This window comes from Lacibacterium aquatile (assembly GCF_042683105.1).
GTDB classification, from domain to species: Bacteria; Pseudomonadota; Alphaproteobacteria; order Elsterales; family Elsteraceae; genus Lacibacterium; species Lacibacterium aquatile.
The window spans coordinates 438,970-465,298 of the sequence record NZ_JBHUIP010000014.1 but is presented as its reverse complement, the minus strand read 5'-3'; the positions used below and the strand labels follow the sequence as shown (position 1 = coordinate 465,298).

Here is a 26,329-nt window from a genome sequence, read left to right as displayed (position 1 = left end):
CTCCGGCGTTTATTGATGGAGTTGATGTGCGCTCATGGCGCGGTGAGAATAAAGCTTGGGTGCGGTTGAGTGGGGCAATGACCGAGTTGGACAATCCTGAGGCTTGCAAAGCCATGGAAGAGGCCCTTTCGGCGCATTTCACCGCCATCCAGCCTGCCTTCGATTTCGAATTGGCAATCGTCGGCGGTCAATATTCGGCCTGCCCGCCTCTGACGCCAGAAGACCTGCTTCCGGACTATCATTTCCGTCGCAAACATTTCCCCTCCCCATCCGCCGCCGCCTACCTGATGACGCTGGCGGAAGGTGCCGAAGCTTCGCATCGTCCCGACATCGCCCTAGCCCTTGCTCATGGCGCGATCGCTTTCGATGGGAAACACATCGACGCCCTCCTCCTGCTCGCCAGGCATGCGCATCGGGGCGGACAGATCGAACAGGCGATTCAATGGGCGCGACAGGCTGCATTGAGCGATCCGGCCTCGACCAAGGCTCATGTTCTGCTGGGGCGCTTGCATCTCGAGTCCGGGCAATTCGAAGAAACCAATACTGTTCTTGGCCCCTTCCTCGACCGGTATCCAGATGCCGAAGGTTTCTGGTATCGCGGTAATGCTCTGCTCCAGATGGGCCATGCCGCTCAGGCTGCAGCTCACTTCAAGGTCGTGATCGACCAGACCCCGGCTTTTCCCGAAGCCAGGATCGCTCTGGGCGAAGCGCTTGCTCGTCTGGGTCGGATCAACGACGCCATTGCGACCACCCGAGAGGCGTTGAGACTCGCCAATCATCCGCACTGGGTGATCCGATTGGCCGGCCTGCTGGTCCGTGCCGACAAGGGAGCAGAGGCGCTTGCGATCTTGGAGCCGATGTTCCTTCAGCAACCGGATAATCAGGCAATCCGGTGCCTGCTTGCAGAAATCCACATGCAGCAGGGCAATATGGATCTTGCCAGACATCTTCTGGAAACCGGCCTGCAGATGGCGCCTGACGCGCTCGCACTCTGGCTCGGACGTGGCGCCTTGGAACGTCACAGCGGCCATCTCGCCCGTGCTGCCGCCATTGCCACCGAGATCACGGAACGCTGGCCTGAGCAGGCCGAAGGCTGGCATCTGCGCGGCCTTGTCTTCCGCGATCAGAAAAACATCGAGGCTGCCCGGCAGAATTTTATCCGCGCCCTTCAGCTTGCCCCCCGTTCCATTCCGGTAACCTTGGCCATGGCTGAACTGGCCCTGGCCAAGGGCTGGCGGGAAGAGGCCTTGGGGTACCTGGACAGCCTGCTGCATGCTGCACCCGGTATTTTGGAGGCCCGCCGCCTGAAGGCCGATATTCTTGTTCAGGAAGGCCGTTTTCCGGAAGCATCTGCACTTCTGATCCCCCTCTGCCGCCATGGGGAAATGCGACGCGCCCCAGGCTTCTGGTTGCCGCTGGCAACTCTGCTGGAGGGCATGGGACGGACCCGGGCTGCGAGCCTTGCACTTCGGCGTATACTTCGCATTGCCCCCAAAGATCCCGAAGCTCTGGCCCGCGCGATCGGTCTTGCACGCATGGTCGGGGATGAGGTTGAGGTCGCACACCTCGGCGGGATATTCCTGGACCTGCATCCCGACCGTCCCCTGGCCGACGCCATCACCAGTGCACAGCTGCTGGCAGATGGCCATACGGCCGCCGCGGCTGTTCGGGCGGAAGCCGCCGTCTATAAAGCCCCGAAAGAGGCCGAGGGCTGGTTCCAGCTAGGCCGGGTCAGGCACCGTCAGGGTCGCCTTTCCGAGGCCGAAGAGGCCCTGGCCCAGGCCCGTGCGCTCGCCATCGGCCGCGCTGATATTCTGTTGGAAATCGCTGAAGTCCTGAAAGCGGATCAACGATTTGCGGAAGCGAAGATAGCCCTCAAACTTGCCTCCGAATTGGCCCCCCGCTCCGTGCCGGTTTGGCTGGCCTTGAGCGGGGCCTATGAAAAGGCTGGTGCCTTTGCCCAGGCCCTCGACGCCATCACCCATGCCAAGGCGCTCGCTCCAAACGATGTCACGGTTCATCTGACCCTGACGCGTCTGCGCCTCATCCTGGACCCGCAGGCAACGACAGAAGACATCCTTGCGCTGCTGGACCGCCCGAACCGCCTCGAGATTTATCGCAGCGTGCTGGCGGCCGTGACGGCAGCGGGGAACTTTGAGGCTCTCCCTCAACTAGCCGCGAAAGCACGGGCAACCTTCCCCGAGGACGATGCCATCGGGCTGGCCTATCTCCACAGCCGGAGAACACTCGGTTCAACAGGAGATCAGGCACGAACCACCCGCCATTGGGCAAGGCGGCTGATGCAAAAAACGGGACAGGCGCCCCTCGTCCCGCAACAACCGCGCATCCATGGTAATCGGCTGCGGATTGCCTATCTGTTGGCAGGCCCCGATGTCGCGGCAATCGAAACAGTGGTGCGCAACCATGATACAGAGCGGGTCGAGATCCATATCTACATGGATGCCTCTGTCAGGCTCGCAGGCGACGTTCGTCATCGCGTCAATCTGCATCCTTTAAGCGGAGGAAATCTGCGCCAGTCCTTGATTGCCAATGGTATCGAGGTCAGCGTCGACATGGGAGGCTTCGCCCCCTGGGCAGGACAGATCGATATTCTTAAGGCTTTCGCCGCCCGGACGGCGCCGCTGCAATGCCTTTGGCCAGCAGAGCCAGGGGATGACGCCGGTTTACATGACCTTACATTTTCCAGTTCCTGCGACACACTTGCCGAAGATGTCGAACGGGCGGGTTTCGCCACCCGCGATACAGATAGACAATGGTGGCAAAATCCAGATGCCAAGGAGCGCAGTCGCGCGATCGCCCATCGTTCTTTTGCAAATTGGCAGGGCCGTGAACAGCGCCTAACGCTATCGAGCAGCGAACAACCGGATATCACCCTTGTCCTGGTCCTGTTCAATCAAGCTGGATTGACGCTGGAGTGTTTGCGGTCAATCGCGGACCAGCAAGGGGTCGGCTTCGAGACGATCCTCATCGACAACGCCTCAAGTGACGAGACCGCATACCTCCTGGATCGGGTGGACGGCGCTCTGATCGTCCGCAACTCAACCAACCATGGTTTTCTGGAAGCCGCTAATCAGGGAGCCGCCCTGGCGCGGGGGCGACATATCGTCTTTCTAAATACCGACGCCTTGCTGCAGGAGAATGCCCTCGCGCATGCCCTGCGCCGGATCGATAGCGACCCGGCCATCGGCGTGGTCGGCGGCAGGGTCGTCCTGGCCGATGGCACTTTGCAAGAAGCTGGGTGCATGGCCTTGAGCGACGGTTGGACCGCCGGCTATGGCCGCGGCCAATCCCCTGACCTGCCCGAGTTTCGGTTCGTTCGGGAAGTGGAATGCGTGTCGGGCGCATTCCTGATGGTTCGTCGGACGCTGTGGCAGGCTCTGGGCGGTTTCGACCCCGTTTATGGCCCGGCATATTATGAGGACACCGATCTCTGTTTGCGCGCCGGTCGGGGCGGTTTCAAGACGATCTATGATCCGACCATTCTTGTGACTCATCTGGAATGGGGCAGCGCTGTGGATCTGTCCTATTCGCGCACGCAGATGATCCGCAACCGGCCGATCTTTGCAGCGCGGCATGGCGACGCCATTGCCAGCCGACCCGATATCTTCGCCTATGACCCGCTCCATCAGCGCTCGGCCGCCAAGCCTTGCCCCAATCTGCTGATGTTGGACGATGTCATTCCCTGTCCAGGCGAGCAGCCGCTCGAAATTATTCGGACGCTCTCATCTGGATACAACATCACCCTCCTGCCGATGTGCCAAACCGAAGCAGACTGGTCGGAGGTCTATGCCGACCTTCCCGATACGACCGAGGTGATGCTCGGGCGTGGAACTGCCGGTCTGGAGGATTTCCTCGAACAACGGCAAGGTTTCTATCGGCACTTGCTGGTGCGGCAGGCCCATAACATCGAGTTTGTCGCCAATCTGCGCCGCCGGAGCCCGCATATTTTCGCCTCATGCCGGATCGTCGGCGAACTCTCCACCAGTCAGACGCTCGCCCCCGATTTTCTTTCACAGATCGACTGCCTGCTGGTCGCGAGCGGGCGGGAGCGAGAGACCCTGCATAACCTCAAAGCAACCGACGTTCGCCTGCTTAAGCCGATCCGCAGCATTCCCGAGGCCATCCCGGATTTCGAGGCGCGGGAAGGGTTGCTGCTCGTAACTGATTCCATCATGCCCGGCAGCGTCGACGAAGATGGCGTTCTCTGGCTGATGGAAAGCCTCCTGCCCAGGCTGGAAGCACTGCTTGGGCAATCGCTTTCCGTCACCCTTGTCGCAGACTGTCGCTCAGACCGTGTCACCGCCTCGGCGGATGGCACTCTCCAGGTTCTGAATGGGGACACTGATCTTGATCCCCTGATGGATCGCGCCCGCCTGCTTGTCGTACCCACCAGGGCCTTGGGCGGCGGCAGTCCCCTTGCGATTGATAGGGCGATGACGCGGGGGTTGCCGATTGTGGCCTCCCACCTGGCGGTGCGTCGCCAGGAGTGGGACCTAAATATCGAGCTTCTAGCTCGGGATGTCGACACCATCATCCCCGCGCTGGCGGACCTCTACCGCTCCCCAACCCATTGGCGGCTCTTCCAACAGGCTGGCCTGAAACGATCCCGGCAGGTGTCGTCGCCCGACGCTTTCGCGTGCAGCTTGACGGCAGCCTTGCAAGGGTCGGAATGAAAGACACCTTGGCCCTAAGCCACTCCTGGCCCCTCCCCCTGCGCCGCCTTGTCCTTGAAGGATTCAGCGCTATCCGCAGTGGTAACGAGGATTTGGCTCAAGCGAGGTTCGAACAGGCGCTGGCAATCGAACCCAATCTTCCTGAAGCTCACCTCGGGCTAGCTTTGACCCTGCGTCCCGGTCCTGCCTATCAAGATTGGCTAGCCCGTCTGCACGAGATTCTGGCGCCGGCTCTTTATATGGAAATCGGGATCGAGAAGGGCCTTAGTCTACGCCTGGCCCGTGCACCCACCAAGGCAATCGGGATCGACCCACATCCGCAGGTCGGCGGGGTCGACTGGGTGACTGAAACCAGGATCCATGCAGTTACCAGCGCCCTTTTCTTTGCGAGCCCTGACCGGACGGTCGACATCTCCGCGCCTGTGGAGCTAGCTTTCATCGATGGCGACCATCGTTTCGAAGCGGTTCTCCATGATTTGGCGGAACTGGAACCCTTCATGGCGCCCGACGGCGTCATCGCGATCCATGACACCTGGCCTTTGGACGAACTGACCTCGGGTAGGGTGCATGCCACCGGCTTCTATTCGGGGGATGGCTGGAAAATCGTGCCTTGTCTGAAGGCCGTGCGTCCGGATCTCCGGATCATGACGATCCCCGCAGCGCCGACCGGTCTGACGCTCATTACCGGCTTCTCACCTAAATCCTCTCTTTTGCGTGAGCGGTTTTCGGCGCTGGTCGAGGCATTTGTACCGTTGCCCTACGCCGTCTATGCAGCCGCCCCCGCCAAGGTTCTGAACCTCGGCAGCAACGGAGAGGATGCCCTGGATCAGGTCCTGCGGTGGCGGGCGAGTGCGAAGGCGAAATCATCCTGAGTGCGCCCCTGGCGACGCAACTCGTCCGATGCCTCGATCAGCAGCCGCAGATACTCCGGTCCGGTGGGATCGCCCGACTGCGCCACATCGAAATTATGGGCGATGGTCGCAAGTGCCAGATGCAGCAAGCCGCCTCCGAAACCTCTGACTTCCTCCACATGGAAGCGCTCCTTGAGCAGGGGCAGAATTTCCGATGAACGGACGGCCTCGCTTGGATCGAACGCTGCAAGAACCTCGGCCTCGACGCGCCAGAAATCCCGGCGTCGATAGTTCTTGCGATTGACCAGGAAACGTTCGGGCAGAATATGCAGCAGGCGATTGATCAGCAGAACCTGATCCTCGGTCCATTGGAAACGGGTCGGCCCGACAAAATCCTGGATAAAGAACCAACCGTCGGGGGCCATCACCCGCTCAACGGCGGCATAGAGATTTTCCAGTTCCGCGCAATGATGCAGGGCAGATACGCCGAAGACCACATCGAACGGCCCCTCGACATCCAGCGCATTCATATCGCCGACCTGATAGTGGATGCCCGTGATCCCGGCGGCTTTCGTTGCCGCCGCCGCCGCTGCAACAGCCCTGGGCGAGATATCCACCGCCACGATCTCCTTCACCCACCCGGCGCGGTAGATCCCGTGCTCCAGTCCGGTCGTGCCGCCGCAGGCCAGCACCAGAGCACGCTCGACCGGAACCGGCCGCTCCTTGGGGACGATCTGCTCGAAAAACCGCGCCATATCCGACAGATGAGGATCGCCCGTAACATGGCGGTTGTTCATCTGCTGGATCGCTTCCAGGTGCGTCCAGTGCCAACCGTCCGCTGCCCAATCCTGCGGGTCGCCCCAGACGGCATCGATCTTCTCTTTATCCTGTTCTGCCGTGCCGTGCGTCATCGCGCCTTTACCTGTCGATCCAGAAGACATTCCGGCCCCGAACCATTAATGTCCGTGCCATGAACGCCCTGGCTGAACGCTATCTCAAAACCATCAAGCAGTCGCTCTCGAACGATTTTTATATCGAGTTGGAAGGGCTGCTTCACTACATGCTTCTGTGCCAGCGCAAAGGTGAGCAGCCGGACGGTGCGGTTATGCGCGACCTGGCTGGGAGACGCCCAGATATCCTGGAGCATGTGCAACGGGCGCGGGCTGACGGATCGATGATCCTCTGGCCTCAGGAGGATGGCTCTCTCTACGATCCGCGCAATTTTTCCGAACATGTCCACACCATGGTGGGGCGTGCGCGCCTGGATCACCTGCATCATTGCCTCGATGCAATCCGCACCCAGCATATCAAGGGCGACCTGATTGAAACCGGCGTCTGGCGCGGCGGGGCGACTATTTTCATGCGCGCCTATCTGGCGGCTCATTCGATGACCGATCAGATCGTCTGGGTTGCCGATTCTTTTGAGGGCCTGCCCGTTCCGTCGGTGCGCCAGGATATCGGCTATGACATCAGCGCGGCCAAGGAACCGATCCTGGCCATTAGCGAAGACAAGGTCCGCGCGCTCTTTCAGCGTTATGACCTGCTGGACGATCAGGTGAGATTCCTCAAGGGCTGGTTTCGCGACAGCCTCCCTGCCGCTCCAATCGAGAGATTGGCACTGCTTCGTCTCGACGGTGATCTCTACGAGTCGACCATGGATGCCCTGTTGGCACTTTACGACAAGGTCGTGCCCGGCGGCTTCATCGTCATCGATGATTATGGCGCGCTGCCCCCGTGCAAGCAGGCCATTGAGGATTTCCGCGCCGAACGCGGGATCACCGACCCGATCCATCAGATCGACTGGACGGGCGCTTTCTGGCGCAAGCCCGGTTGGGATCCGGTCCAGGTCCACGATCCCGATGCCGCCCCTTCCTACTACTCTCCTGTCGTCGATCGAGTGGCCGTTCGCAGGGCACAGGATCGGATCTTTAAGCGCGATCAGCCGCTTGATGGGCTCTCGTTCGACTTCGAGGCGCAGCGCGCCCTGCTGGAACAACTGACGCCGCTGGCCAATGACCTGCCGTTCCAGGACCAGCCTGTCGACGGGCTACGCTACGGCTATCGCAACGATTATTTCTCCTATTTCGATGCGATCCTGATGGCGAGCATGATCCGCCTCCACCGCCCCAAACGGGTCATGGAGATCGGGTCCGGCCACTCCTCCTGCGTCATTCTCGATGTCAACGACCGTTATTTCGAGGGCGCTATCGAATGCAGCTTTATCGAGCCCTATCCCGAACGGCTGCAATCCCTGTTGCGGCCGGGCGAAAATGTCCATCTTCACGCCTTGCCGGTGCAGGAGGTTGATCTCGCTGTCTTCGATCGGCTGGAAGCGGGCGATATTCTTTTCATCGACTCAACCCACGTTTCGAAGACAGGCAGCGACGTCAATCACAACTTCTTCAAGATCTTCCCGCGTCTGGCTCCGGGCGTCCTCATCTGCCTCCACGACGTTTTCCATCCCTTCGAATATCCAAAATACTGGGTGCTGGACGAGCATCGGTCCTGGAACGAGCTGTATCTGTTGCGGGCCTTCCTCTCCTACAATTCCAGCTTCGAGACCGTGTTTTTCAGCGAATGGTTCGAGCATCAGCAGCCGGGCCTGATCGTCGACCGGATCCCGAAAGCCGCCGGAAATCTGGGCGGCTGCTTCTGGATGCGAAAGACTGCTACAAACTGCCTGGGGACCCCCGGTTTTACCCAGGTATCAAAGCCGGCGCCTGCGTTCGAGGAATGCCAGTTTTATCACTCCATCGAGTTGCAGGGTCGGGAAATCAAAGGGCAATGGGATCTGCGCTATGGCCTTGATGGCTATCTTGGCGGTGTGGATTTCAAGGATAAATCCGTCTTGGAGATTGGGCCTGCCAGCGGATTTTTAACATTTCATATGGAAAAATCGGGCGCCACCGTCACCGCTGTCGAACCTCCCATGGAACGGCTGTGGGATTGCGTTCCTATGCCGGATTTCGATCTCGATGCCTGGCGCGACGCCTTTCGTGGTCATATCGTCGGCGTTCGGAATTCCTTCTGGTATCTCCATCACCACTATGGATCATCGGCCCGGTTGATCGAAACGGTCCCAGAATCGATTCCGGCGGCAGTAGGCGATTTCGACATCGGGCTGCTGGCAGCCATTCTGCTGCATACCCGTTCGCCGATATCGATTCTGGAGAGCGTCGCCAAGCGGGTCAAAAATACGATGATCGTCACCGAACTCGACGATCCGGCAATCGGTGACCTTCCTGCGTCCCGGCTGGTTGCTTGGGCTGATTGGAAACAGGTCGATACCTGGTGGAGTTTCTCGCCTGCCTTCTTCATCCAGGCGCTGAAACTCATGGGTTTTCCCCATGCAACCGTGTACCGGCATCACCAGAAGCGCGAGATGGACGGAGTAATGTACCCCCTCTTTACGGTGGTGGCCCACCGAACCGCCCCTGCGGCCGGGCTTTAAAGCTCCGGCGGCGGATGAATCGCAAGACGGGAAAGCAGCTCGTCGATCTGGATCTGGTTAGACAGCACGGTATTGCGGGCGTTTTCCAGGGCCTTGGCCGATAGGTATCCCCATGTCGCCGGATCCTTGTAGACAAGGCTCAAGGCATGGGACCAATCCTCGATGGGAGCATGGGCGTGAAGAACCATCCCGCCCTCTCCAACCGTATCGGGCAAAGCGCCACGGTCGCTCGAAATAACCGGCAAGCCGTTGAGTTGAGCTTCGATCACCGTTCGGCCATAGGCCTCTTCCCAAAGGCTTGGCATCATCAGCAACCGAGCCTGGGCATAAAGTGACTTCATATCGTCGGTCGGCGGCAGCCATTCGACATTATGCAGACAGTCCGTCCGCCGCCGCTGATAGTTGCGCCACGCGCCATCCAGTTCCCAGCTTTCGACCAGAGTGAAAGGGATATCTGGATGCGCTTCAGCAAGTCGCACCACGATATCGACGCCCTTCACCTGAGTGGGGTTGACGAAGAGCACCCGATTGCCGATATGCGGGGCGATATAGCGCTCCGGTCGCACGACAGGCGGCAGAACCAGGGACTGGATATTCGCCAAAGCCCGCAGGCGCTTGGCCGTATAATCAGAGTTGGAGATGAAGAACAGCGATGGATGGGGCATCAGATTGCCCCCGATCTGCTGCAACTCCAGATTATGCAGATAAATCGCCGTTGGGATCCGGGTCTCCACCGCCGCTATCAGCATCGGCATCAGCACATAGCCGGTCTGCACGATGATTGCCGTCGGTTCGAAACTTGCGGCGATCATCGGCAAGGCACTGACCGGATCCGCTGCGCGGATGACCTTATAGCCGAACTTATCATCCTGGCGCTGAACCTGGCGCGGCCCGTGGGGGGATTGCCCGCATAGGAAGATACACTCCACCCCGCGTTCAACCAGCATTTCACAGAGGTCATCGGTCGCTGTCTGAAGCCCGCCGATCACCTCGGGGAGATGAGGGTAGCTGGTGCAAAAAAGCAAACGCATACGGCTATGACCAACGTGATGTCGCGTAATGGGACCGAATTCCAGAGCCTAATAAAAAGCCTGCGCATTGCGAGGCAACGACAGCCAAAGCCTTCATAAGGTGTCCGCAAGATAAGACGCTGAAACTACGCCAAGTTTATGCACCGCAGCTCATTTCGCCGCCATATTTATCTGAGTTTTTTATCTTTTTTTATGGTTTCAGAGATCAAGTTTATGGATCGTCCTCGGTGGGGAATGCGGTCCTGGAAAATGGTGCGTTAGTGGCGACTAAAGATTCGTCTCTTACAGTTTATGACAGCTCGGAAATCGCGGGGGCTCCGCAGGATATTTCACCCACCGAAGTTGTCTCGGCAATGGATCTGGCTTGGTCGATGTTCGACGCAGGGCGGATCGAAGAGGCGATTGAAATCTCGTGGCGCTGTCTTCAGACCTCTCCAAGAGATGCCAATATCGGCTGTGCCATGGCCTGGTTCGAAATGGCGCTCGACCGTGATAGCCAGGCAGCCGATACCCTGGCTATCGTGTTGCAGATCGACCCGACATGCGCCGTCGCCCATTGGTACGATGGCATTCTGAAGAAGCGGGCTCATCACGTCGACGCGGCGGAAAAAGCTTTCCTCCTTGCTCTCTCGCTAGACCCTACCTTGACCGAAGCGAAGGTTTCACTTGGTTGGTTGCTGGCAGATCATGCCCCGGCCAAGGCACTTCCCTTGGCCCAGGACGCTCTTGCCGAAAAAGAAACCCCTAACAGGCAACTGTTGCTCGCCTGGATATTCCATCGCCTGGGGAGGACTGAAGAGGCTGTGACCTTGGTCAAGGCTGTCCTGAATGCAGGACTGGTTGATGATGTATCCCTGAGCAAGGCGATTCAGGTTTTGATCGCGACCGGCCGCACGCGCGAGGTGGTGCAACATCTCGTCACGTTCGAAAACCGTAACGCGAAACTGGATGCCCATCTCGGCAATGCCCACCGCGCTTTGGGGGAGACCAAGCAGGCGCTCGTGATTGCCGAAGCACTCACGAGGGATACCCCCGATGCCCCGGAGGGTTGGCAACTCCTGCTATCCCTCAATGAAGACCGCGGTGACCTCAGTGGTTGCCTTGTCTGTCTGGAGCGTTTGGCCGCTCTCAAGCCTGAAGACATGATGGTCACCCTGCGCCGGGCCGCCCTGTTGATCGAGAACGGACAATATGAAGCGGCAGTGAAGTCTCTTCCCTCTCTGGATGGTTTCTCTGGCCGCCCTGCCGACGAGATTCTTCTGCTTTCGCAGATCACGACCCGCCTGCAACAGTTTGATGCGGCACGTCGCCTTCTGCACACCCTGACAGAGAAGGAAGACCGGCGCGGTATAGCCTGGTCGCGTCTGTCGGATATCTTCAATCGGCTGGGCAAGCCGCTTATGGCCGATCTCGCCGGTCGCCGGGCCAGCAGACTGGCCCCTTGGGAACCGGAAATCTGGGGGACCATCGGCTGGCAATCCCTGGAACGCGGCAACATCGACAAAGCCACCAATGCCAATCGGCGTGCCCGCGCACTTCTTGACCGGGACAAATCCTTCCGGATTCAGAGCGTCTATATCCTGTTGCACCAGGATCCGCAGGCCGCCAATCGTGAGGCCGAGGATCTGGTCCGCGAGTATCCGCAATCGGCGGAATGCCTGGCACCGTTGGCTCAAGTACGCTTGGTTCAGAAGTCGTTTCTGGAAGCCTATCGCTACTTCCGGCAAGCCGTCGATCTTCAACCCACCGTTGCCGATTTCTGGTCAGGCATGGCTTTCGCGCTGATCCCGCAGGATCGTCTTCTCGAGGCGGACGAAGCCTTAAGTCAGGCGCGTTTACTACGGCCCGAGAATCGGTACTATCGGACCGAACACGCAATTCTTTACCGGCTGATGGGCCGCTTCGCGGACGCCCTGGATCTCTTGCGGACCGCAGCGAACAATACGGATCGTCTGCTGATTGAGGAGGCCCGCAACGAATTCCATCTCGGATATCACCAAGAAGGCAAGGCGCGGGATGAGCATTGGCAGCGGGCTCACGATTGTCTCGCCCGCGTTCTCCGGCGTAATTCCCGCCACTCAGAAGCATCCGCAGAACTGCTGCGGTTAGCAGCCTTCGGTGACGGTCGAAGCGAGGCAGCTCGAGAGCTTGCCAACAGACCCGATCGCGAACGGATCTATTCCGAACAATTGGCGGCGGCCATTGCCCGTCGAGGTGTGGACGAAGCGGCGGCTTGGTCACGACTGGCGCGGCAAGACGGCTTCACTGGCGCGATGATGGAGGCGACAGATCTTTATCTGCGCCTCATGCGCGGCGGGCAATCAATCGACGAGATATTTCGGGATGTACGCGGCTGGACCCGTCGTTTTTCGGCAGAAACCGGCTGGGCTAGACCCCGCCCGGTCACACGGGGTAAACGGCTGCGTGTCGCGTATCTCGCTGCGATTCCTCATCCGGCTATCCTGTTTCCTGTAATCACGGCCCATGACGAGAGCGTCGATATATCGGTCTATACGTCGGATCCGGCCACCGCGATACAAGCGCTGCCGGGCCGATGCACCATCTTTCCATGGAATGCAGACACGCTTGAAACCGCCCTGCTGGCGGGAGGCTATGACGTTGTTATCGATACGGTCGGCATGCATCCCTTGTGCAGGCAGGACGCAGCACTGAAAGCGTTGCAGCGCCGCGTCGCAACGGTGCAATGCGGATGGCTGGGCGCGAATTGGGGCACAAGCGGCGGCCTTTACGACGCGATCTTTCTGGACGAGGCCTGTGCGCCGGATGGGAACCTGCAGCATTATTCCGAAGAAATAATCCGCATTCCAGGCGGCCAATGGGCTTGGGAGCCACCCCGCCTGTCCCCGCCGCTCACCGTGCCGCCCTCCCAGAAGAACGGCTTTATCACCTTCGGCGTGAGCAACCGCAGCTTTCGCTTCTCGAGTGACACCCTGCGAACCTGGGCAGAGGTCTTGCAACGCCTGCCGGGCGCCCGCCTGGAAATCCTGGGTGATCAGAACCGAGACTGGGTTCATCGGCACGACTTTGCGAAGATTCTGCAATCGATGGGCGTCGATGGGGACCGCGTCGGATATCGCGGCTTTCGGCCCTATGCCGACAGCCTTGCCTTCATGCAGGAAATTGACATTTTCCTCGATTGTTTTCCCGGCGCCGGCGGCCTTAGCAGCCTGGATGCCCTGTGGATGGGAGTGCCGCTCGTCACCCTGTCGGGTGCCGCTGAAGGATGGAGCGGTGCGCGTCAAGGCGCCTCGGTCCTGGCAGCAATTGGCCGGGCGGACTGGCTTACCGATACAGCGGACGCCTATGTGGAAAAAGCACTCGCATTGGCAGCCGACGAAGAGGGCCGGGCTGAATGGCGGCGTGAAGCCCGTCGTCATATCCTGGCGTCTCCACTCTGCGATGGCCGCCGGGTCGCGGCGGAGTTGGAGAGCCACAGCCGGCGCCTCCTCAGTGACTATCCGCCCGCCGAAGACTTTGACGGCCTGATCGAGACGACAGCGCGCCGCCGCCTTGCCGCTTTCCACGGCAACGGTCGAAAAATTGCTTTCCCTGCCACCCCGACACCCGACCTTTCAGTTGTCATCGCGCTGAACCGAAAAGCTCCCTCGCTGCTGGCAACCCTTGAGGCCCTGGCCGACGAGCAGGACGTCGCGCTGGAAGTCATCCTGGTCGACTGCGGCGCGGATACGGAAGCAACCCGCCTGCTTCCATCAATCGAAGGGCTGCGCGTCCTATCCTCCCCCACCGGCACCAGCCCGGCGGAGGCGATCAACCTGGGCGCCGAAAAAGCTCGCGCGCCCCTCCTGCTGGTACTGGATGGATCGGTTGTCGTAACGCCAGGTGCTCTCCGATCGGCCGTGCAGACTATGGCAGACGACTATGCCGTCGGCGGCCTTGCTGCCCGCTTGACCCAGGCGGATGGCACCTTGAAGGAAGCAGGCTCGGTCCTGCTGCCTCTTGGCCAGACCATTGCTTTTGGACGCGGCGACTCGCCCCAGAACTCAGCCTATCTCCATCGCCGGGATATCGATTTCTGTTCGACCGATTTCCTGCTGACCCGTACCGATCATTGGCAGATGTTCGGCGGCTTCTCGACCGACCCCGTCCAGGATCTCGGCCTGGATTATTGTCAGCGCCTGCGTTCCATCGGCCTCAGGATTGCCTATGATCCCGATGTACTGGCTGCCAGTCACACCGCCCCCAATCCGGGCGCCGTCCCCTCCTACCGCCTCGGAAGCGGGGACAGGGAGCGGGTGCTGATGATCGATTTTGCGATACCGCATCAAGGCACCGGCGCCGGGCTGCCCAGGGCAAAGCTGATGGTGGAGGCCCTAGCCGCCACCCGCCACGTCACCTATTACCCCTTGCACAAGCCTTTCGAATCCCGGCGCCAGCTCAAGCGAGCCCTGCCAGACACGGTGGAAGTGGTGCTCGATCAGGGCGTCGCCGGTTTGGAAGGGTTCCTCTCTGCGCGTATCGGCACCTTCGATATTCTTCTGGTCAGTAGACCAACCAATATGAACGTGGTGCAGGATCTCAAAAGACGTCGCCCCGACCTCTTCCAGGGCATGCGCATCGTCTATGATGCCGAGGCACTTTTCGCCCTGCGCGAGGCTGCCGAAGCAGCTTTAAAGGGCCGCGCGCTCCCGCTTGCCGATCAGCGTATGCGGATCAAGAATGAAATTGCCCTAGCCAGAGATGCCGATGCGATTCTCTGCGTCTCACCTATGGAGGGGCGCTATTTTGTCGGCGCAGGGCATTTGGACGTCCGCGTCGCAGCCCATGCAGTCATACCGCGCACCAATGCCCCCGGCCCCCAGAAGCGGCGCGGCCTGCTGTTTGTCGGTGCCCTGGTCCCCGGCACTCCCAACGAGGATGGGTTGGAGTGGTTTGTCACCTCCATCCTGCCGCACTTACGCGGCACCCCTCGCCTCACCATCGTCGGAACTTGTCTGTCGAACCGCATCGCGGCGCTGGCAGGCCCACAGGTTCGGCTGGTTGGTGGTGTCCGCGACCTTGGGCCGCTCTATGACTCCCACCGTCTCTTCGTCGCGCCGACGCGATTTGCCGCTGGGGTACCGGCCAAGGTTATCGAAGCGGCAGGGGCCGGTATTCCCGTTGTCGCCTCCGCCCTCCTCGCCCAGCAGTTGGAATGGCAGGACGGGCAGGAACTTTTAAGCGCAGACGACGGCGATACTTTCATCCAGGCCATCGATCGGCTGATTGAAGACGACGCCCTGTGGCTCGACCTGCAGGCTCGCGCGCTGGCGCAGACGGCGCTGCAGTTCGATCCCCAGCGCTTCGCCGCAACCGTCCGCGAGGTTTGCCGCAGACCGGATCCAGAATAACCGGCGCCGCCCCATTGACATACGCTTCGTATGTACAAATCTACTGACATACGGAGCGTATCTGAATGATCGCTCCGATCAGTCGATTATCGGAGTTGAACCATGTCTAAACGTGATGCGATCTTCCCTGCCGGTCGGCAGGCGCTGTACGAGATCAATCATTATTCCGCAGCGATCCGCTCGGGCGATCTGCTGTTTGTTTCAGGGCAGGTTGGCAGCCGCGAAGATGGCTCGCCGGAGCCGGATTTCGCCAAGCAGGTCCAATTGGCCTTCGACAATCTTGCCGCCGTGCTGAAGGCCGCGGGCGCCAGCTTCGATGATGTCGTGGACATTACGACCTTCCACACCGATCCGCAGAACCAGTGGGAAACCATAGCTCCCATCCGCCTGAAGGCAATCGGCGAGAAGCCCTATCCCAACTGGACCGCCGTCGGGGTGAACTGGCTGGCAGGCTTCGACTTCGAGATCAAAGCCATCGCCCGGATCCCCGCGCAAGCCTGACCCCTGAAACGACACGGCCCGCCGAGGCGGCCGGAAGCAAAAAAGTACGGCCCGCCGAGGCGGGCCGTGTTTTGAGAGCTTCTCTAGCCCCCGAGGGCCAGCTTGATCGCCTTATCCAGCTCGGCTTTGCGCCGCTCCAGCTCCTTCAAGCGAGCTTCTTTGGCCGCGAGTTCAGGACTGCCTGACGCACGATCGTTCTGCACCTGAAGATCCAGGGTGGCGAGATCACCGTTCAGCTTATCTGACTCGGATTTCAGCCTGGCATACTGCTGCTCGGAAACTTTCTTCTTCGCCCTGGCATCGGCAAGCTGCGCATTGGTCTGCTTCAGATCCGCCTGAGCCGCGGAGATGCGCTTCTCGTTGCGTTCGATATCGCGCTCGATCTGCAGGCGCTGATCTTCGAGGTTCTGATTGGTGGCAACGGCCGCGTTGTAGTTCGACTGCGCCTGGGCAACCCGCTGCTGCGGGCCACCGGCTGCCAGATCGGCACGTTGGTTCATGTAGGTCGAGCAGCCTGCAACGGCCAATGCCGGAAGCAGGACGATGAGCGAGCGATACTTAGCCAACGCGGGTTACCTCCAATGCCGAGTTCAGGCTGGAGACATTCGCTTCCAACTCCTGAACCTGTTTCTCCATTGCCGCGATCTGGGCATCCATCTCGGCGGTATTGCCGCCTTGTGCCTTCATGCGCTGGGCAGCTTCCTTATAGCTGTTACGCTTCTCGACGCCGGTCTCCAAGGTCTTCTGCATCAGCGCCTGATTGGCTTCGATCCGGCTGCGTTCGGCATTCGCCTGGGCGACCGTCAGACGCTTGGCGGCAACATCGGCTTTGATGTCCTCCAGCCGGTCCTTGCTGTCGGCCAGAATGGTATTGGAACTGGCGACCATGCGGCGCAGCCGATCCGTATCCTTCTTCGCATCCTCAGTCATGGAATTGAGCATGCGGACTTTGTTATTGGCGTTCTCCTGCGCCTTGGCGGTCATATAGCCATCGACGCCGCCCAGCACGCCACCCGCCGCCGCACCCACGGCGGCGCCGGTCGCAATCGCCTGCCCCCGGTTCTTGCCGCCGGACGCAGCCCCCACCAGGGCACCGAGCAAGGCACCGACAACGACGCCGGTGACGACACCGCCCGCGACCGTCTCATTGAAGGTATCGGCTTCGGCCCGCAGTTGCTGCTCGGCCGGGGTCAGCGGACGCGAGCTCTGATCCGTCGTCTGGCAGGCCGCGAGCCCCATCGCAGCCACCACCACCAATGCCGTCGTCTTGCTCCGGAATAGCTTTAGCCCCATCACCCGCATCCCCCGCTTTTGACCCACATTCTTGGGTTGAATTGCCACGATCTTATCACCGCGCGCAGCCTTCCCAACTTAGCGTTTCGTCATCTCTTCGAAACCACCAGGAAACCTCAGCCTAGTCGATTTCGTCCAGCAACTTCGCGCGATCCAGGTTCTGGCCGCCGCGCAGGCGCTCCACGTGTTTGACAAAGGTATCAATGCGCTTGTTGAGGGCGGTAACTTTTTTTGCTTCCAGATCCCGTTTCAGAACCTCCGCCTGACTCGACACCACGGTAGGCGGATAGTCGGATGCAACCGCCAGCGCGACATCGAGATAATAGCTAAGATTATCGTCGAACGCCGCCTGCGATCGGGCGAGCCCTTCCTCGTAGCCCTTACGCTCCGGCGACCCTGCCGCTGCGGTCTTCAGAATGCTCCTGCGGGCTTCCAGCAGCTTGCTGTCGGCCACCAGCTTGTCCGCGACATAGGCCCCGACGCGCAGGGCATTGACCGCCGCCCGGTCGCGCTGTTCGTTGCGGGTCTGGATCGAGGTCTTGATGACCGTCGACAGCGCCGCGATCCGCTGGCGCAGGGCCGGATCGTCGACCGACTGGGCCAGCGCCTCGGCTTCCTTCACCGGATCATCCTGCGGCGCCACCGACGCGCTGGTCGGCAGCGCTGCCCATTCCGCGCGGATCGCCGTCAGGCGCTGCGGGCTCGGCAGGCTCGGCGCCACCAGAACAAGCCGCAGGCCCGTCATAGCCGAGCGCCGCTCGCCCTTCTTATCGACGGGGGCGAATTCCTGGCGGGCCGCGCTGCGCAGATCCTTCAGCGGCGTGCGATAGTCCCCGCCCTTGACGATCTGCCCCCCCGCCTGCCCATGCAACCGCGAGAGTTTATTGAGGCGGAAGGGGTCCAGCACGAACTCCCCCACATTCCCCAGTACGTCATGGAGCCCCAGTGGATTAGGCTTCAGCAGACCGACGGCATTCAGCTCGTTATTGGCCGAATCCGTGCCCTGATACCAGACGTAGCGCGCGGGCGCCTCGCTCATCGGGAATGTTGCTTCGATGAAGGTCGACTCCGGTACAGCCGCCCCACCACGCGCGGCATATTCCCATTCCGCCTCGGTCGGCAGGCGCAGAAAGGCCGGGCTGCCGTCTTCTTGCGGCAGTTCTTTCGTGGCATTGGCAACGGCCCAGGCGGAGTATTTCGCGGCAAACCCCACGGACTCGGCCCAGGTAACATTGATCGCGGGCATGCGCCCCTCGTCCGTCACCTTCCTGCAGGGGGCATCGAACGCCGCCCATTGCGCCTGGGTGACCTCATATTTCCCGATGTAATAGGCCTGGGTGCCTTTCTTCTTCGGGTCGGTGAACCCCCCGCCGACGTAATCGGCGCGGCTGTTCTCGGCATAACCCAGCGCCTCATCCGTGCGGCCCAGTTGCACCCGGCGATCCCCCAGCAAACCGTCGGCAGGCAGCTCGACCCGGCGGAAAGCCATGGCACCGCCGCAGGGCATCGGCAGCAGCAGATCGCCCTCGGCCTTCTGGGGATTATAGATCCGCTCCGGCCAGGGGGCATCGGCGGCAGCAGCCAGACCAGGGCAAAGCAGCAAAGCCGCGAGCAATAACCTAGACATCCCTGATTTCCTCGGCTGGATCGATACGGGCGGCGCGCCAGCCTGCGGCCAGACCGGCGGGCAGCGCGACGATAAGGGTGGCCCCCATGATTCCGGCGATCTCGGCGGGCGTCAAACGGCAGGCGCTTTCGCCCGCGCCCAGGCTGGTCGCAAAGAAGCTGTTGATGGCATAGGCGGTGACGCTGAACAGTACCACCGCCAGCCCGCCGCCGATCAGGCACACGGCGAAGACCTGCCCCACGGGCAAGGCCGCCAGCCAGCCGGGGCCATAACCGATGAGGCTGAGGATCGCGAGATCCCGGCGCTTCTTCTGCAAGGCCGCCAATTGCCCGGCCAGCAGCGACACGGCAATCCCGAGGCTCGCCGCCACCAGAATGATCGCCAGCACAGCCCGCAGATTGGCATCCAGTTGCAGCGTCCCGGCAATCTCGCTTTCCCGCGTCGCGACCTGGATCCCCTCGGCCCGCAGAACCGCCGCCAGGGGAGCCACATCGCGGATCGACTTGGCATAGAGGCGAAACAGCGGAAACGCCTTGGTTTCCGGCGCGGGTCCATTGCCGCCGCTCCCCAGACCCGCAACCTCAAAACCATCGCGATAGGCCTGGATATCCAATAGCAGCGGCAGGCTCACATAGGCCCCGGTCCCAGCCGCTTTCTCCACCGGCAGGACAGCAGCAACACTCACGGCGCGGCTGGCCGGTTCGATCCGGCCGCTGCGGGTGCGCTCGATCGCCAATGTCAGCCGGTCGCCCGCCTTGACCGCCAGCCGCCGCGCGGTTTCCGCCGTCAGCGCGATTGTGTCCGCCCCGCTGACCGCCTCTCCCCCGCCCAGCGGATCGCCCGGCGCGGTGGGATTGAGCGACACCCGCAGGCTTTCCCCGGATGCAGACACCAGATCGACCTGGCCTGCGATGGCACGGGTGTTCGGTAGAGCAAAAGCCACATCCGGCCGAGCCCGCCACGTCGTGAACCAAGCGTCATCGAAGCGGGAATTCCCCGTCACTTCGGGCAGGATCAGGCGCATCGCCGGATCGCTGTCCATCCGCTCGATCAGCGTGCCGATCACCCCGCTGCGCAGTCCCAGCAGCACCATCAGCGGCACCAGGACCGCCGCCAGCGCCAGCGCCTGACAGGAGACGGCGATGCGGTCATGGCGCACATCGGCCAGGGTCAGCCGGAAAAGCTGCGCAAGCCGCCTCATGATACGATCACCGTGCGGCCGGGCTCGGTCCGGCAGGCGACGATGGTCAGCCCAGCCTCCCGCGCCAGATCGGCATCATGGGTAACGATCAGCAGGCTCGATCCCCGCTGACGGGTCAGGTCGACCAGCAGCGCCATCACCTCGGCAGCGCGGGCGGGATCGAGGGCCGCCGTCGGCTCGTCCGCCAGCACCAGGGCCGGTTCATGCATCAGGGCGCGGGCAATCGCCACCCGCTGCCGCTCGCCTATGGAAAGCGCTGCCGGTTTGCGGTCCAGCAGATGGGAGATGCCCAGGCGCCCCGCGATATCCGCCATCGCCCCGGCGCCCGCCAGATCCAGCAGGCGGCGGGACAGGCGGATATTCTCGGCCACCGACAGGAACGGCACCAGCCCCCCGGTCTGCAGCACATAACCGATGGAGCGGGCGCGCCAGCTGGTCATCTCCCCGGATGACAGCATCGGCAGATCCGCCCCCGCCACCCGCAGCAGCTTGACCTTCTCAGGGCGTAGGGTTCCCGCGATCAGGTCCAGCGCCGTGCTCTTGCCGCACCCCGACGGGCCAACCAGCGCCGTCAGCGAGCCTTCTGCCAGAGCAAGCCCCTCCAGGGCAACCGTCAGACCGCCCCGGACCTTCTCCACTCCAACGGCGTCGACAATCACGGCAGGCTATCGATGGGAACGGGATAGACCGTATCGCCAGCCCCGGCGCCGTCGGCCAGCTTCACCCAGCGGTCGACATCGTCGTGGTAGCGCTGATAGAGCGCGACCTTGGACTTAATGTCATCGATCACCGCCTGCTGCTCGCCAACGCCCATCCGGCTCCAGCTATCCTCGTCCAGGGCCATCAGCTTGCTCTGATACGGCAGGCCGTCCAGATATTCGCCCATCAGCCCCGCCTGCTCCAGGTTCCGCACCTGACCCTGGCCGATCTTGCCGGGATCGCGGCCCATGGCGGCGGCGGCGCTGCGCAGCTGATTGAAGAAATCGCCCGGCTGCAGCTGGGCCTTCTCGCCCGCTTCCACGATGCGCCGCAGGGTCGCCTGCAGATCGGAGAGCTGGTTCTTGGTCAGCAGCACACGGACGCTGAAGGCTGCCACATCGGGCTTGGCGAAATCGCGGTCCGATGCCCAGGCTTCGAACATCGAGGGCGCAGCAGTGTTCTGTGCCTTGCCCAGATAGGCCAGACGCATGGCATGGCCCACAGCCTCGGTGGTCTTGGCCAGCTTGTCGTCAGTCGGCTTGGCGTCGGGCTTGGCATTCGGGTCACCCGCCTTGCGCACCTGATCGACCAGAAGATCGGCCAATTGCTTCACCTCGGCCTTGAAAGCCTCGGGATCGCCTGAGGGAACCGGGAAATAGAGCGAACCTGTACCGGGATAGTTCGACAAGCGCTCATACTGCGATTTCGCCGCCGCATGATCGCCCTTGCCCTCGGCCGTCAGCTGATGCAGCACATAGATCGCGGTGCCGTTCTCCTGCGCCATCTGGCGCATCTGATCGGTCGACAGCTTGGTCGCGGACAGGGGTGAATTACCTTCGCGCGAACTGGCGTCGGTGATCATCACGATGAATTTACCACCGAACCCATCCCAGTCGATACCACGCAGGGCATGCTCCAACCCGGCATAGCCATCCTCGGCAAAGGCGCGGGTGGAGATGGTGGAGGCCTTCACCCCTTCCGCCGCTTTCAGGAAGTCAGCCTTGGTCGAGGCCTTGTTGGGATCGGCGAAGGTCTTGGCGAGATATTCGATGCCCTTCACTTCCGACGGGTCGTCGCGATAGGCGACCATGCCGAAACGCACCTTGTCGTTCAGCTTGGCCGCTTCGACCCGGTCGAACACCTCCGACACCGCCTGACGGGTGCGGTCGATATAGGGCTGCATGGACGACGAGGCATCCACCACGAACACCACGCCCGACCGGAAGTCCTTCAGCGCATCGCTCGGATTGACCCGCTGGGCCTGCACCGGCTTATCGTCCTTGGTGACCGAGGCGACACGCACCGTGCGCACCCGGAAGCCCGACGGCAGCACGGCTGACTTAGCTTCCAGGATCGGCAGCAGATAGAACTGCTTCTGCAGATCGACCGTATTTTCCGGCTCGATAGAGATGACAGGGCTGTCGGCGGGCAGTTTGTTGTCGGCAATCGCCTTGCGCTGAGGGGCGGCGGCATCGGCGGGCTTTTCCGCCGTCAGCGTCGCCATCAGCCCGTCGCGCTCCTTATAGAACAACACCCGGTCACGGCCCGCCGGATTGGCGAACCCCATGACCAGCGTGTGTTGCCAGGGAATGGTCTCGGCTTCAGTCAGGAAACCCTGCACCTTGCCGTCCGACGCAGCCCCGACCTCGACCAGCCCATCCTTGCGGCCATAGACGAACAGCACGCTCATCGGTGCCAGAACTTTACCGCCCGATGCGCCCGGCTTGTCGATCAGCTTGGCGCCCGGACGGGTCAGGATCTTCTGATACAGCGTCGTCTTGCCTTCGATCAGCAGTGGCGTGCGCGCCTGGGCCACCGCCTGCGGGGCGGCCAGCAGCAGAGCCAATGCCAGCGATGTCGCGAGTTTCTTCATTGCCCAAGCGCCTCCTTGGCTTTGGCATGCCCCTGGTCTGCGGCTTTTTTAAGCCAGGAGACCGCCTGTTCGGGGCCGTTGGTTGCTTCGGTCTTGCCGCTTTTCAGCAGCAGGCCCAGACGATATTGCGCCTCCGCATCCCCCGCATCGGCCGCCCGCTTGTACCAATCCACCGCCTGTTCGGCGTTGGGCGCGGGCAGCGGGCTCGTCTCTTTGCTCCAGCTTGCCGGATCATAGAAATTGCCCACGGCAACGGAGGCTTTGGCGTCGCCCTTTTCGGCAGCGGCCCGGAACAGAATGAAAGCGCCATCGAGATCCTTGGCGGCCAGATGTGCCTCGCCCAGTTCCCGCGCGGCTTGCGGCTCGGGATTGGCCGCCAATGCGGTCCGGGCCGCAGCCAGCGTGCGATCAGGAGCAGCCGCAGGCGTTTCAGCCGTCTGCGGCTCCTTGTCGCGCCCCAGGAACCACCAGCCCGCGCCACCGCCAGCAACCAGCAGCACCAGCAGCCCGGCGATCAGCGGCAGGAAAGACCGCTGGCGCGGCTCCTCCTTCTTGAGCTCGACCCGCGGCTCCACCTCGATCGGCGCCACCGGCACCTCAACGGGTTCGGGTACGGCCTCGACAACCGGTTCAGGGGCAGGCGGCGGAGGGGGCGGTGCCGCATCGACCGGTTTCCAGCCGGTGGGCGGCGCGCTCGGCAACCGCATGGCAATCCCGAGCAGCGGCGCATTGGGCCGTGCTCCGGTTGCATCTCGCAGCGCCACCAGATAGGGCCGGTTCGGCGTCAGATGGAACGTGGTGAAAGCATCGAGCGTCAGGATCAGCGCCCCACCCTCCTGCCGTGCCGCCACCGGGCGCTGCCAGAATTCGGCAGCCCCCCAGGGGTGGGCACTGTCTCGGGGATCGAGGTGATGTTGCCCGCCACCCGGCAGCGGTTGGCCGATACAGATCTCGGCCGAAGCGGGATCCATCGTGACACCGGGGCAATGAAGCTCGGCGGTGCCGGGCGACATGGTCTGGGTCTGGACGAGGCGCAGCATCGTGGATCTACCTTCAGGCAACGCGGGTCAGAATGGGATTGAGCGCATCCAGGATACGCCCCAGCCGGGCATTGCCGACATCATCGATCTCGCGCCCGCCGCCAAAGCTGACGTTATCGAGAGCGAGGCGATGCAGGCCGGTTGCCCAATCCAGGAAATAATCCAGCTCCAGCCGCTGGCGATGATCCCCCAGCGACGGCAGCCCTTGGAAGATGGGCGGCGGGGCGAAGATCGGCAGATCGGACTTCGGGCGCTTGGGACGTTCGCCCGCCGGCAGCACGCCAAAGCCGAGGTCGGCGACAAAATCATTCAGGATGCCATTGGCGAGATTGGCCGCGCGGTCGGCCACATCGTCCCAGCGCACGTTGGCCGCCTGGGTCTGACGGCGCACCACATCGGCGATGGCGCCGCCCAGGTTGAGGCGATTGGCGCCGACGATCATCTCGCTCGCCATATCCTCGATGATCCGGCCCGAAATCCCGAAACCGGCGGCAGCCTGGGGCAGGCGACGCAGCTTGTCGGCCCAGAGGTTCATGAGATCGCGGGCGAAATGCGCGGGCCGGTCCTGCAGCACCACCGGTTTTGGCGCTGGCGCGGCGACGGGCGCGGCAGGCGCCTCGGCCCAGGGATCGTCCGCCCAGGGGTCGCTGGCAGCCGCAGGCGCTTCGGCAGCAGCGGGTTCCTGTTTGGGCACCGCCACGGTCAGAAAACATTCCCGGCTTTCCCGGTCTTCCAGCGCCATGGCGGCGATCAGGCGCAGGAACGGCTTATACTGCTGGGGATCGACCTGGCGAAACAGATCGCGCCGCAGCGCCTGGATCGCCAGATCCTTCTCCTTGCGGCCCGCATCATCGTCGGCGTGATAGAAGCGGCGGAACTGGCTATGCAGCACCCGCGCCTGCTCGCTCAACCGCTCGCCGATCTGCTTGGCTTTCAGCCGTTCATCGATGGTGTTGGTCAGGCGGTCGACCAGGAAGGAAATACCGCCGTCGTTGGGCGACAGGGCTGCCTCCCAAACCGCCTCGCGATTGGCAAAATGTTTGGCCGTGATCTCAGAGGTCAGGAAGGCATCGCGATATTCCGCGACAACCGGCGCCTTGGCTGGCGCGATGCCGCCTTCGACCAGATGTTCGCTGCCATCGGGCAGGCGTTTGATCTCGGCATAGGACATCAGATGTTCCTGCTTCATGCCGGGATTGCGCAGGAACAACGTATTGGCAAACGGCTTGCCATCCCAGTCGGCGGGCCAGCCGTCGCGGCCATACAGCTCCAGGAAGGAGGCATAGAGCCGCCGGTCCCACTTACCCTTGCGGGTTTCGGAAGTCTCGCCGCCCTTTTCGATGAATTCCAGGTCGAACTTGGTCAGCACCAGGAACAGGGCGTTGCGCACGCTCGCGCGCTCGGCCGGGGTGTCGCCGTGGGTCAGCCCGATCCAGCCGCGCACCATGGCCGCCAGATCCTTCACTTCGGCCGGGTTATTCGGCATGCAGAGCAGCATGGCCGTCAGTTCGCGCTCCTCGGTGAAGCGCTGGAACAGATAGGCGATCTTGCCGCGCAGCAGCAGCCCGCGCACCTGTTCCACCTGTTCTTCGGCGTCCGACGCGATCTCGATCATCTTTTCGCGCGACCGGGCGCCGGGGAAATCCAGCAGATCCGTCTGCCCCAGGAACGGCCAGGCCGTCTCCGTCATCACGATCTTCAGCTCGGCCACCAGCGACGCCAGCAGCGCACGCGGCAGGCGCACGGCACCCCCGGCCCCCGAAGCCAGCAGGGGCTGGACCGCAATCGTATCCGCTGCATCCTCTGGCGTGCGCAGGCGCTTCAGGGTGAAGACGTCGATGATGCTGGCTTCGCGTGGCACCAGGGCGTCGATAGCCGCCCGCGCCTCGGGCGCATGGCCCAATTGCTCCAGCCCCTGGGCCAGATGCAGGAACAGCGACGTCAGCTCGGCAATCCCGCCCCACAGCGGGGCATAGAGCCGGGCGCGCCCCGCCAGCGACAGCCGCCCGCCCAACCGGATCAGCGCCTCCCAATAGCTGGTCTGCCGTAGGGTTTCGATACGGGCCGGGAAATAGCGCTCGAAATATTCGCCGAGGTCGAACAGCACGATCTCATCGAGATGCGCCGCCACCGACGCTGGCGCTGCTTCTGCCTCCGCCGCCGCGATCACCGCACGCAGGGCAGCCTCGTTCGGAGCCGCAATCTTCAGGTTATTCGCATCGAAGTCGGAGAAATAGGCGTTCGCCAGGATCTTGACGATATCGGTTTCGCTCAAAAGCCGCAGTTCGACGGGGAAAGCCGGATCGACCGTGCCACTGCGTGCCGTGGTGAAGCGGGTGACGAGGCCGGTCGATTCGCGATCGCCCGGCGGGTTGATATCGCGCAGGAAATCCTTGGGCGTTCCGGCGAAATCGCAGATCAGCGTGCTCCCCGGACGCCGGGCGAGTGCCGATACCAGATAGGACTTGCCTGCCTGACTGGGGCCAAAGACGCCGACGCAGGGGCGACGCCCGGCGGCTCCACTCAACCGGCGGCCCAGGTTTTCGGCCCGGCGGGTGGTGGTAATCAGGGCATGCGCCTCGTTCGCGACGCTTCCAGCCACGGGCGCAATATCGCCGACCCAGGCACGGGCTTCGCTGGCGGCACGCCCAAGGCCTTGGGCGGCGGAGGGCAGATTGTCGATGCTCATGATGCTGTCC

General features: G+C 62.2%; 15 protein-coding genes. 5 read left to right on the top strand and 10 right to left on the bottom strand.

Translation table 11 applies throughout. The features are described from left to right. The first annotated feature begins 113 nt into the window (after window positions 1-113). The gene (locus ACFSM5_RS19240; RefSeq protein WP_379878216.1) at window positions 114-4,694 is read left to right on the top strand and encodes a tetratricopeptide repeat protein; all 4,581 of its coding nucleotides are present in this window, start codon (window positions 114-116) and stop codon (window positions 4,692-4,694) included. Beyond that, complete coding sequence (locus ACFSM5_RS19235) at window positions 4,691-5,566, top strand: class I SAM-dependent methyltransferase (RefSeq protein WP_379878215.1); 876 nt, start codon at window positions 4,691-4,693, stop codon at window positions 5,564-5,566. The genes ACFSM5_RS19240 and ACFSM5_RS19235 overlap by 4 nt, the downstream gene beginning before the upstream one ends. On the opposite strand, the gene ACFSM5_RS19230 is transcribed toward ACFSM5_RS19235, so the two are convergent. Further along, entirely contained in the window at window positions 5,521-6,456 is a 936-nt protein-coding gene (locus ACFSM5_RS19230) for a class I SAM-dependent methyltransferase (protein WP_379878214.1), read from the bottom strand. The two genes, ACFSM5_RS19235 and ACFSM5_RS19230, sit on opposite strands and share 46 nt — an antisense overlap. A 59-nt stretch (window positions 6,457-6,515) precedes the next feature. On the opposite strand from ACFSM5_RS19230, the gene ACFSM5_RS19225 reads away from it, so the two are divergent. Beyond that, window positions 6,516-8,996: a TylF/MycF/NovP-related O-methyltransferase gene (locus ACFSM5_RS19225; protein WP_379878213.1), complete on the top strand. Its 2,481-nt coding sequence runs from the start codon at window positions 6,516-6,518 to the stop codon at window positions 8,994-8,996. Here the strand turns inward: ACFSM5_RS19225 and ACFSM5_RS19220 are convergent. Beyond that, complete coding sequence (locus ACFSM5_RS19220; RefSeq protein ID WP_379878212.1) at window positions 8,993-10,027, bottom strand: glycosyltransferase; 1,035 nt, start codon at window positions 10,025-10,027, stop codon at window positions 8,993-8,995. The genes ACFSM5_RS19225 and ACFSM5_RS19220 overlap by 4 nt on opposite strands. A gap of 260 nt (window positions 10,028-10,287) precedes the next feature. On the opposite strand from ACFSM5_RS19220, the gene ACFSM5_RS19215 reads away from it, so the two are divergent. Together ACFSM5_RS19215 and ACFSM5_RS19210 are read left to right on the top strand one after the other, a co-directional pair. Further along, window positions 10,288-15,396, top strand: coding sequence for a glycosyltransferase (locus ACFSM5_RS19215; protein WP_379878211.1), 5,109 nt, complete (start codon window positions 10,288-10,290; stop codon window positions 15,394-15,396). Window positions 15,397-15,498: 102 nt separating this feature from the next. Further along, on the top strand, window positions 15,499-15,897 hold the full coding sequence (locus tag ACFSM5_RS19210; protein ID WP_379878210.1) for a RidA family protein: 399 nt from the start codon (window positions 15,499-15,501) through the stop codon (window positions 15,895-15,897). Between the two features lie 83 nt (window positions 15,898-15,980). On the opposite strand, the gene ACFSM5_RS19205 is transcribed toward ACFSM5_RS19210, so the two are convergent. From ACFSM5_RS19205 to ACFSM5_RS19170, 8 genes are all read right to left on the bottom strand, one after another. Then, complete coding sequence (locus ACFSM5_RS19205; RefSeq protein ID WP_379878209.1) at window positions 15,981-16,463, bottom strand: hypothetical protein; 483 nt, start codon at window positions 16,461-16,463, stop codon at window positions 15,981-15,983. Then, a complete protein-coding gene (locus tag ACFSM5_RS19200; RefSeq protein WP_379878208.1) occupies window positions 16,456-17,190 on the bottom strand; it encodes a hypothetical protein in 735 nt (244 codons plus the stop codon). Before ACFSM5_RS19200 ends, ACFSM5_RS19205 begins: the two co-directional genes overlap by 8 nt. A gap of 121 nt (window positions 17,191-17,311) precedes the next feature. Beyond that, on the bottom strand, window positions 17,312-18,817 hold the full coding sequence (locus tag ACFSM5_RS19195) for a formylglycine-generating enzyme family protein (protein ID WP_379878207.1): 1,506 nt from the start codon (window positions 18,815-18,817) through the stop codon (window positions 17,312-17,314). Beyond that, complete coding sequence (locus ACFSM5_RS19190; protein ID WP_379878206.1) at window positions 18,810-20,018, bottom strand: ABC transporter permease; 1,209 nt, start codon at window positions 20,016-20,018, stop codon at window positions 18,810-18,812. The genes ACFSM5_RS19195 and ACFSM5_RS19190 overlap by 8 nt, the downstream gene beginning before the upstream one ends. Further along, window positions 20,015-20,677, bottom strand: coding sequence for an ABC transporter ATP-binding protein (locus ACFSM5_RS19185; protein WP_379878205.1), 663 nt, complete (start codon window positions 20,675-20,677; stop codon window positions 20,015-20,017). Before ACFSM5_RS19185 ends, ACFSM5_RS19190 begins: the two co-directional genes overlap by 4 nt. Beyond that, window positions 20,674-22,590 (bottom strand): vWA domain-containing protein, encoded by a 1,917-nt coding sequence (locus tag ACFSM5_RS19180; RefSeq protein ID WP_379878204.1) that lies wholly within the window; start codon window positions 22,588-22,590, stop codon window positions 20,674-20,676. Before ACFSM5_RS19180 ends, ACFSM5_RS19185 begins: the two co-directional genes overlap by 4 nt. Beyond that, a complete protein-coding gene (locus ACFSM5_RS19175) occupies window positions 22,587-23,630 on the bottom strand; it encodes a tetratricopeptide repeat protein (RefSeq protein ID WP_379878203.1) in 1,044 nt (347 codons plus the stop codon). Before ACFSM5_RS19175 ends, ACFSM5_RS19180 begins: the two co-directional genes overlap by 4 nt. Window positions 23,631-23,643: 13 nt before the next feature. After that, complete coding sequence (locus ACFSM5_RS19170) at window positions 23,644-26,319, bottom strand: virulence factor SrfC family protein (protein ID WP_379878202.1); 2,676 nt, start codon at window positions 26,317-26,319, stop codon at window positions 23,644-23,646. Window positions 26,320-26,329: the final 10 nt, after the last annotated feature.

Excerpts from the sequence above, each read along its gene's own strand:
- ACFSM5_RS19180 (WP_379878204.1), bottom strand. The coding sequence starts at position 22,590 with ATGAAGAAACTCGCGACATCGCTGGCATTGGCTCTGCTGCTGGCCGCC.
- ACFSM5_RS19195 (WP_379878207.1), bottom strand. The coding sequence starts at position 18,817 with ATGTCTAGGTTATTGCTCGCGGCTTTGCTGCTTTGCCCTGGTCTGGCT.
- ACFSM5_RS19170 (WP_379878202.1), bottom strand. The coding sequence starts at position 26,319 with ATGAGCATCGACAATCTGCCCTCCGCCGCCCAAGGCCTTGGGCGTGCC.
- ACFSM5_RS19200 (WP_379878208.1), bottom strand. The coding sequence starts at position 17,190 with ATGGGGCTAAAGCTATTCCGGAGCAAGACGACGGCATTGGTGGTGGTG.
- ACFSM5_RS19210 (WP_379878210.1), top strand. The coding sequence starts at position 15,499 with ATGTCTAAACGTGATGCGATCTTCCCTGCCGGTCGGCAGGCGCTGTAC.
- ACFSM5_RS19175 (WP_379878203.1), bottom strand. The coding sequence starts at position 23,630 with ATGCTGCGCCTCGTCCAGACCCAGACCATGTCGCCCGGCACCGCCGAG.
- ACFSM5_RS19225 (WP_379878213.1), top strand. The coding sequence starts at position 6,516 with ATGAACGCCCTGGCTGAACGCTATCTCAAAACCATCAAGCAGTCGCTC.
- ACFSM5_RS19230 (WP_379878214.1), bottom strand. The coding sequence starts at position 6,456 with ATGACGCACGGCACGGCAGAACAGGATAAAGAGAAGATCGATGCCGTC.
- ACFSM5_RS19235 (WP_379878215.1), top strand. The coding sequence starts at position 4,691 with ATGAAAGACACCTTGGCCCTAAGCCACTCCTGGCCCCTCCCCCTGCGC.
- ACFSM5_RS19190 (WP_379878206.1), bottom strand. The coding sequence starts at position 20,018 with ATGAGGCGGCTTGCGCAGCTTTTCCGGCTGACCCTGGCCGATGTGCGC.
- ACFSM5_RS19240 (WP_379878216.1), top strand. The coding sequence starts at position 114 with ATGGAAGAGGCCCTTTCGGCGCATTTCACCGCCATCCAGCCTGCCTTC.
- ACFSM5_RS19220 (WP_379878212.1), bottom strand. The coding sequence starts at position 10,027 with ATGCGTTTGCTTTTTTGCACCAGCTACCCTCATCTCCCCGAGGTGATC.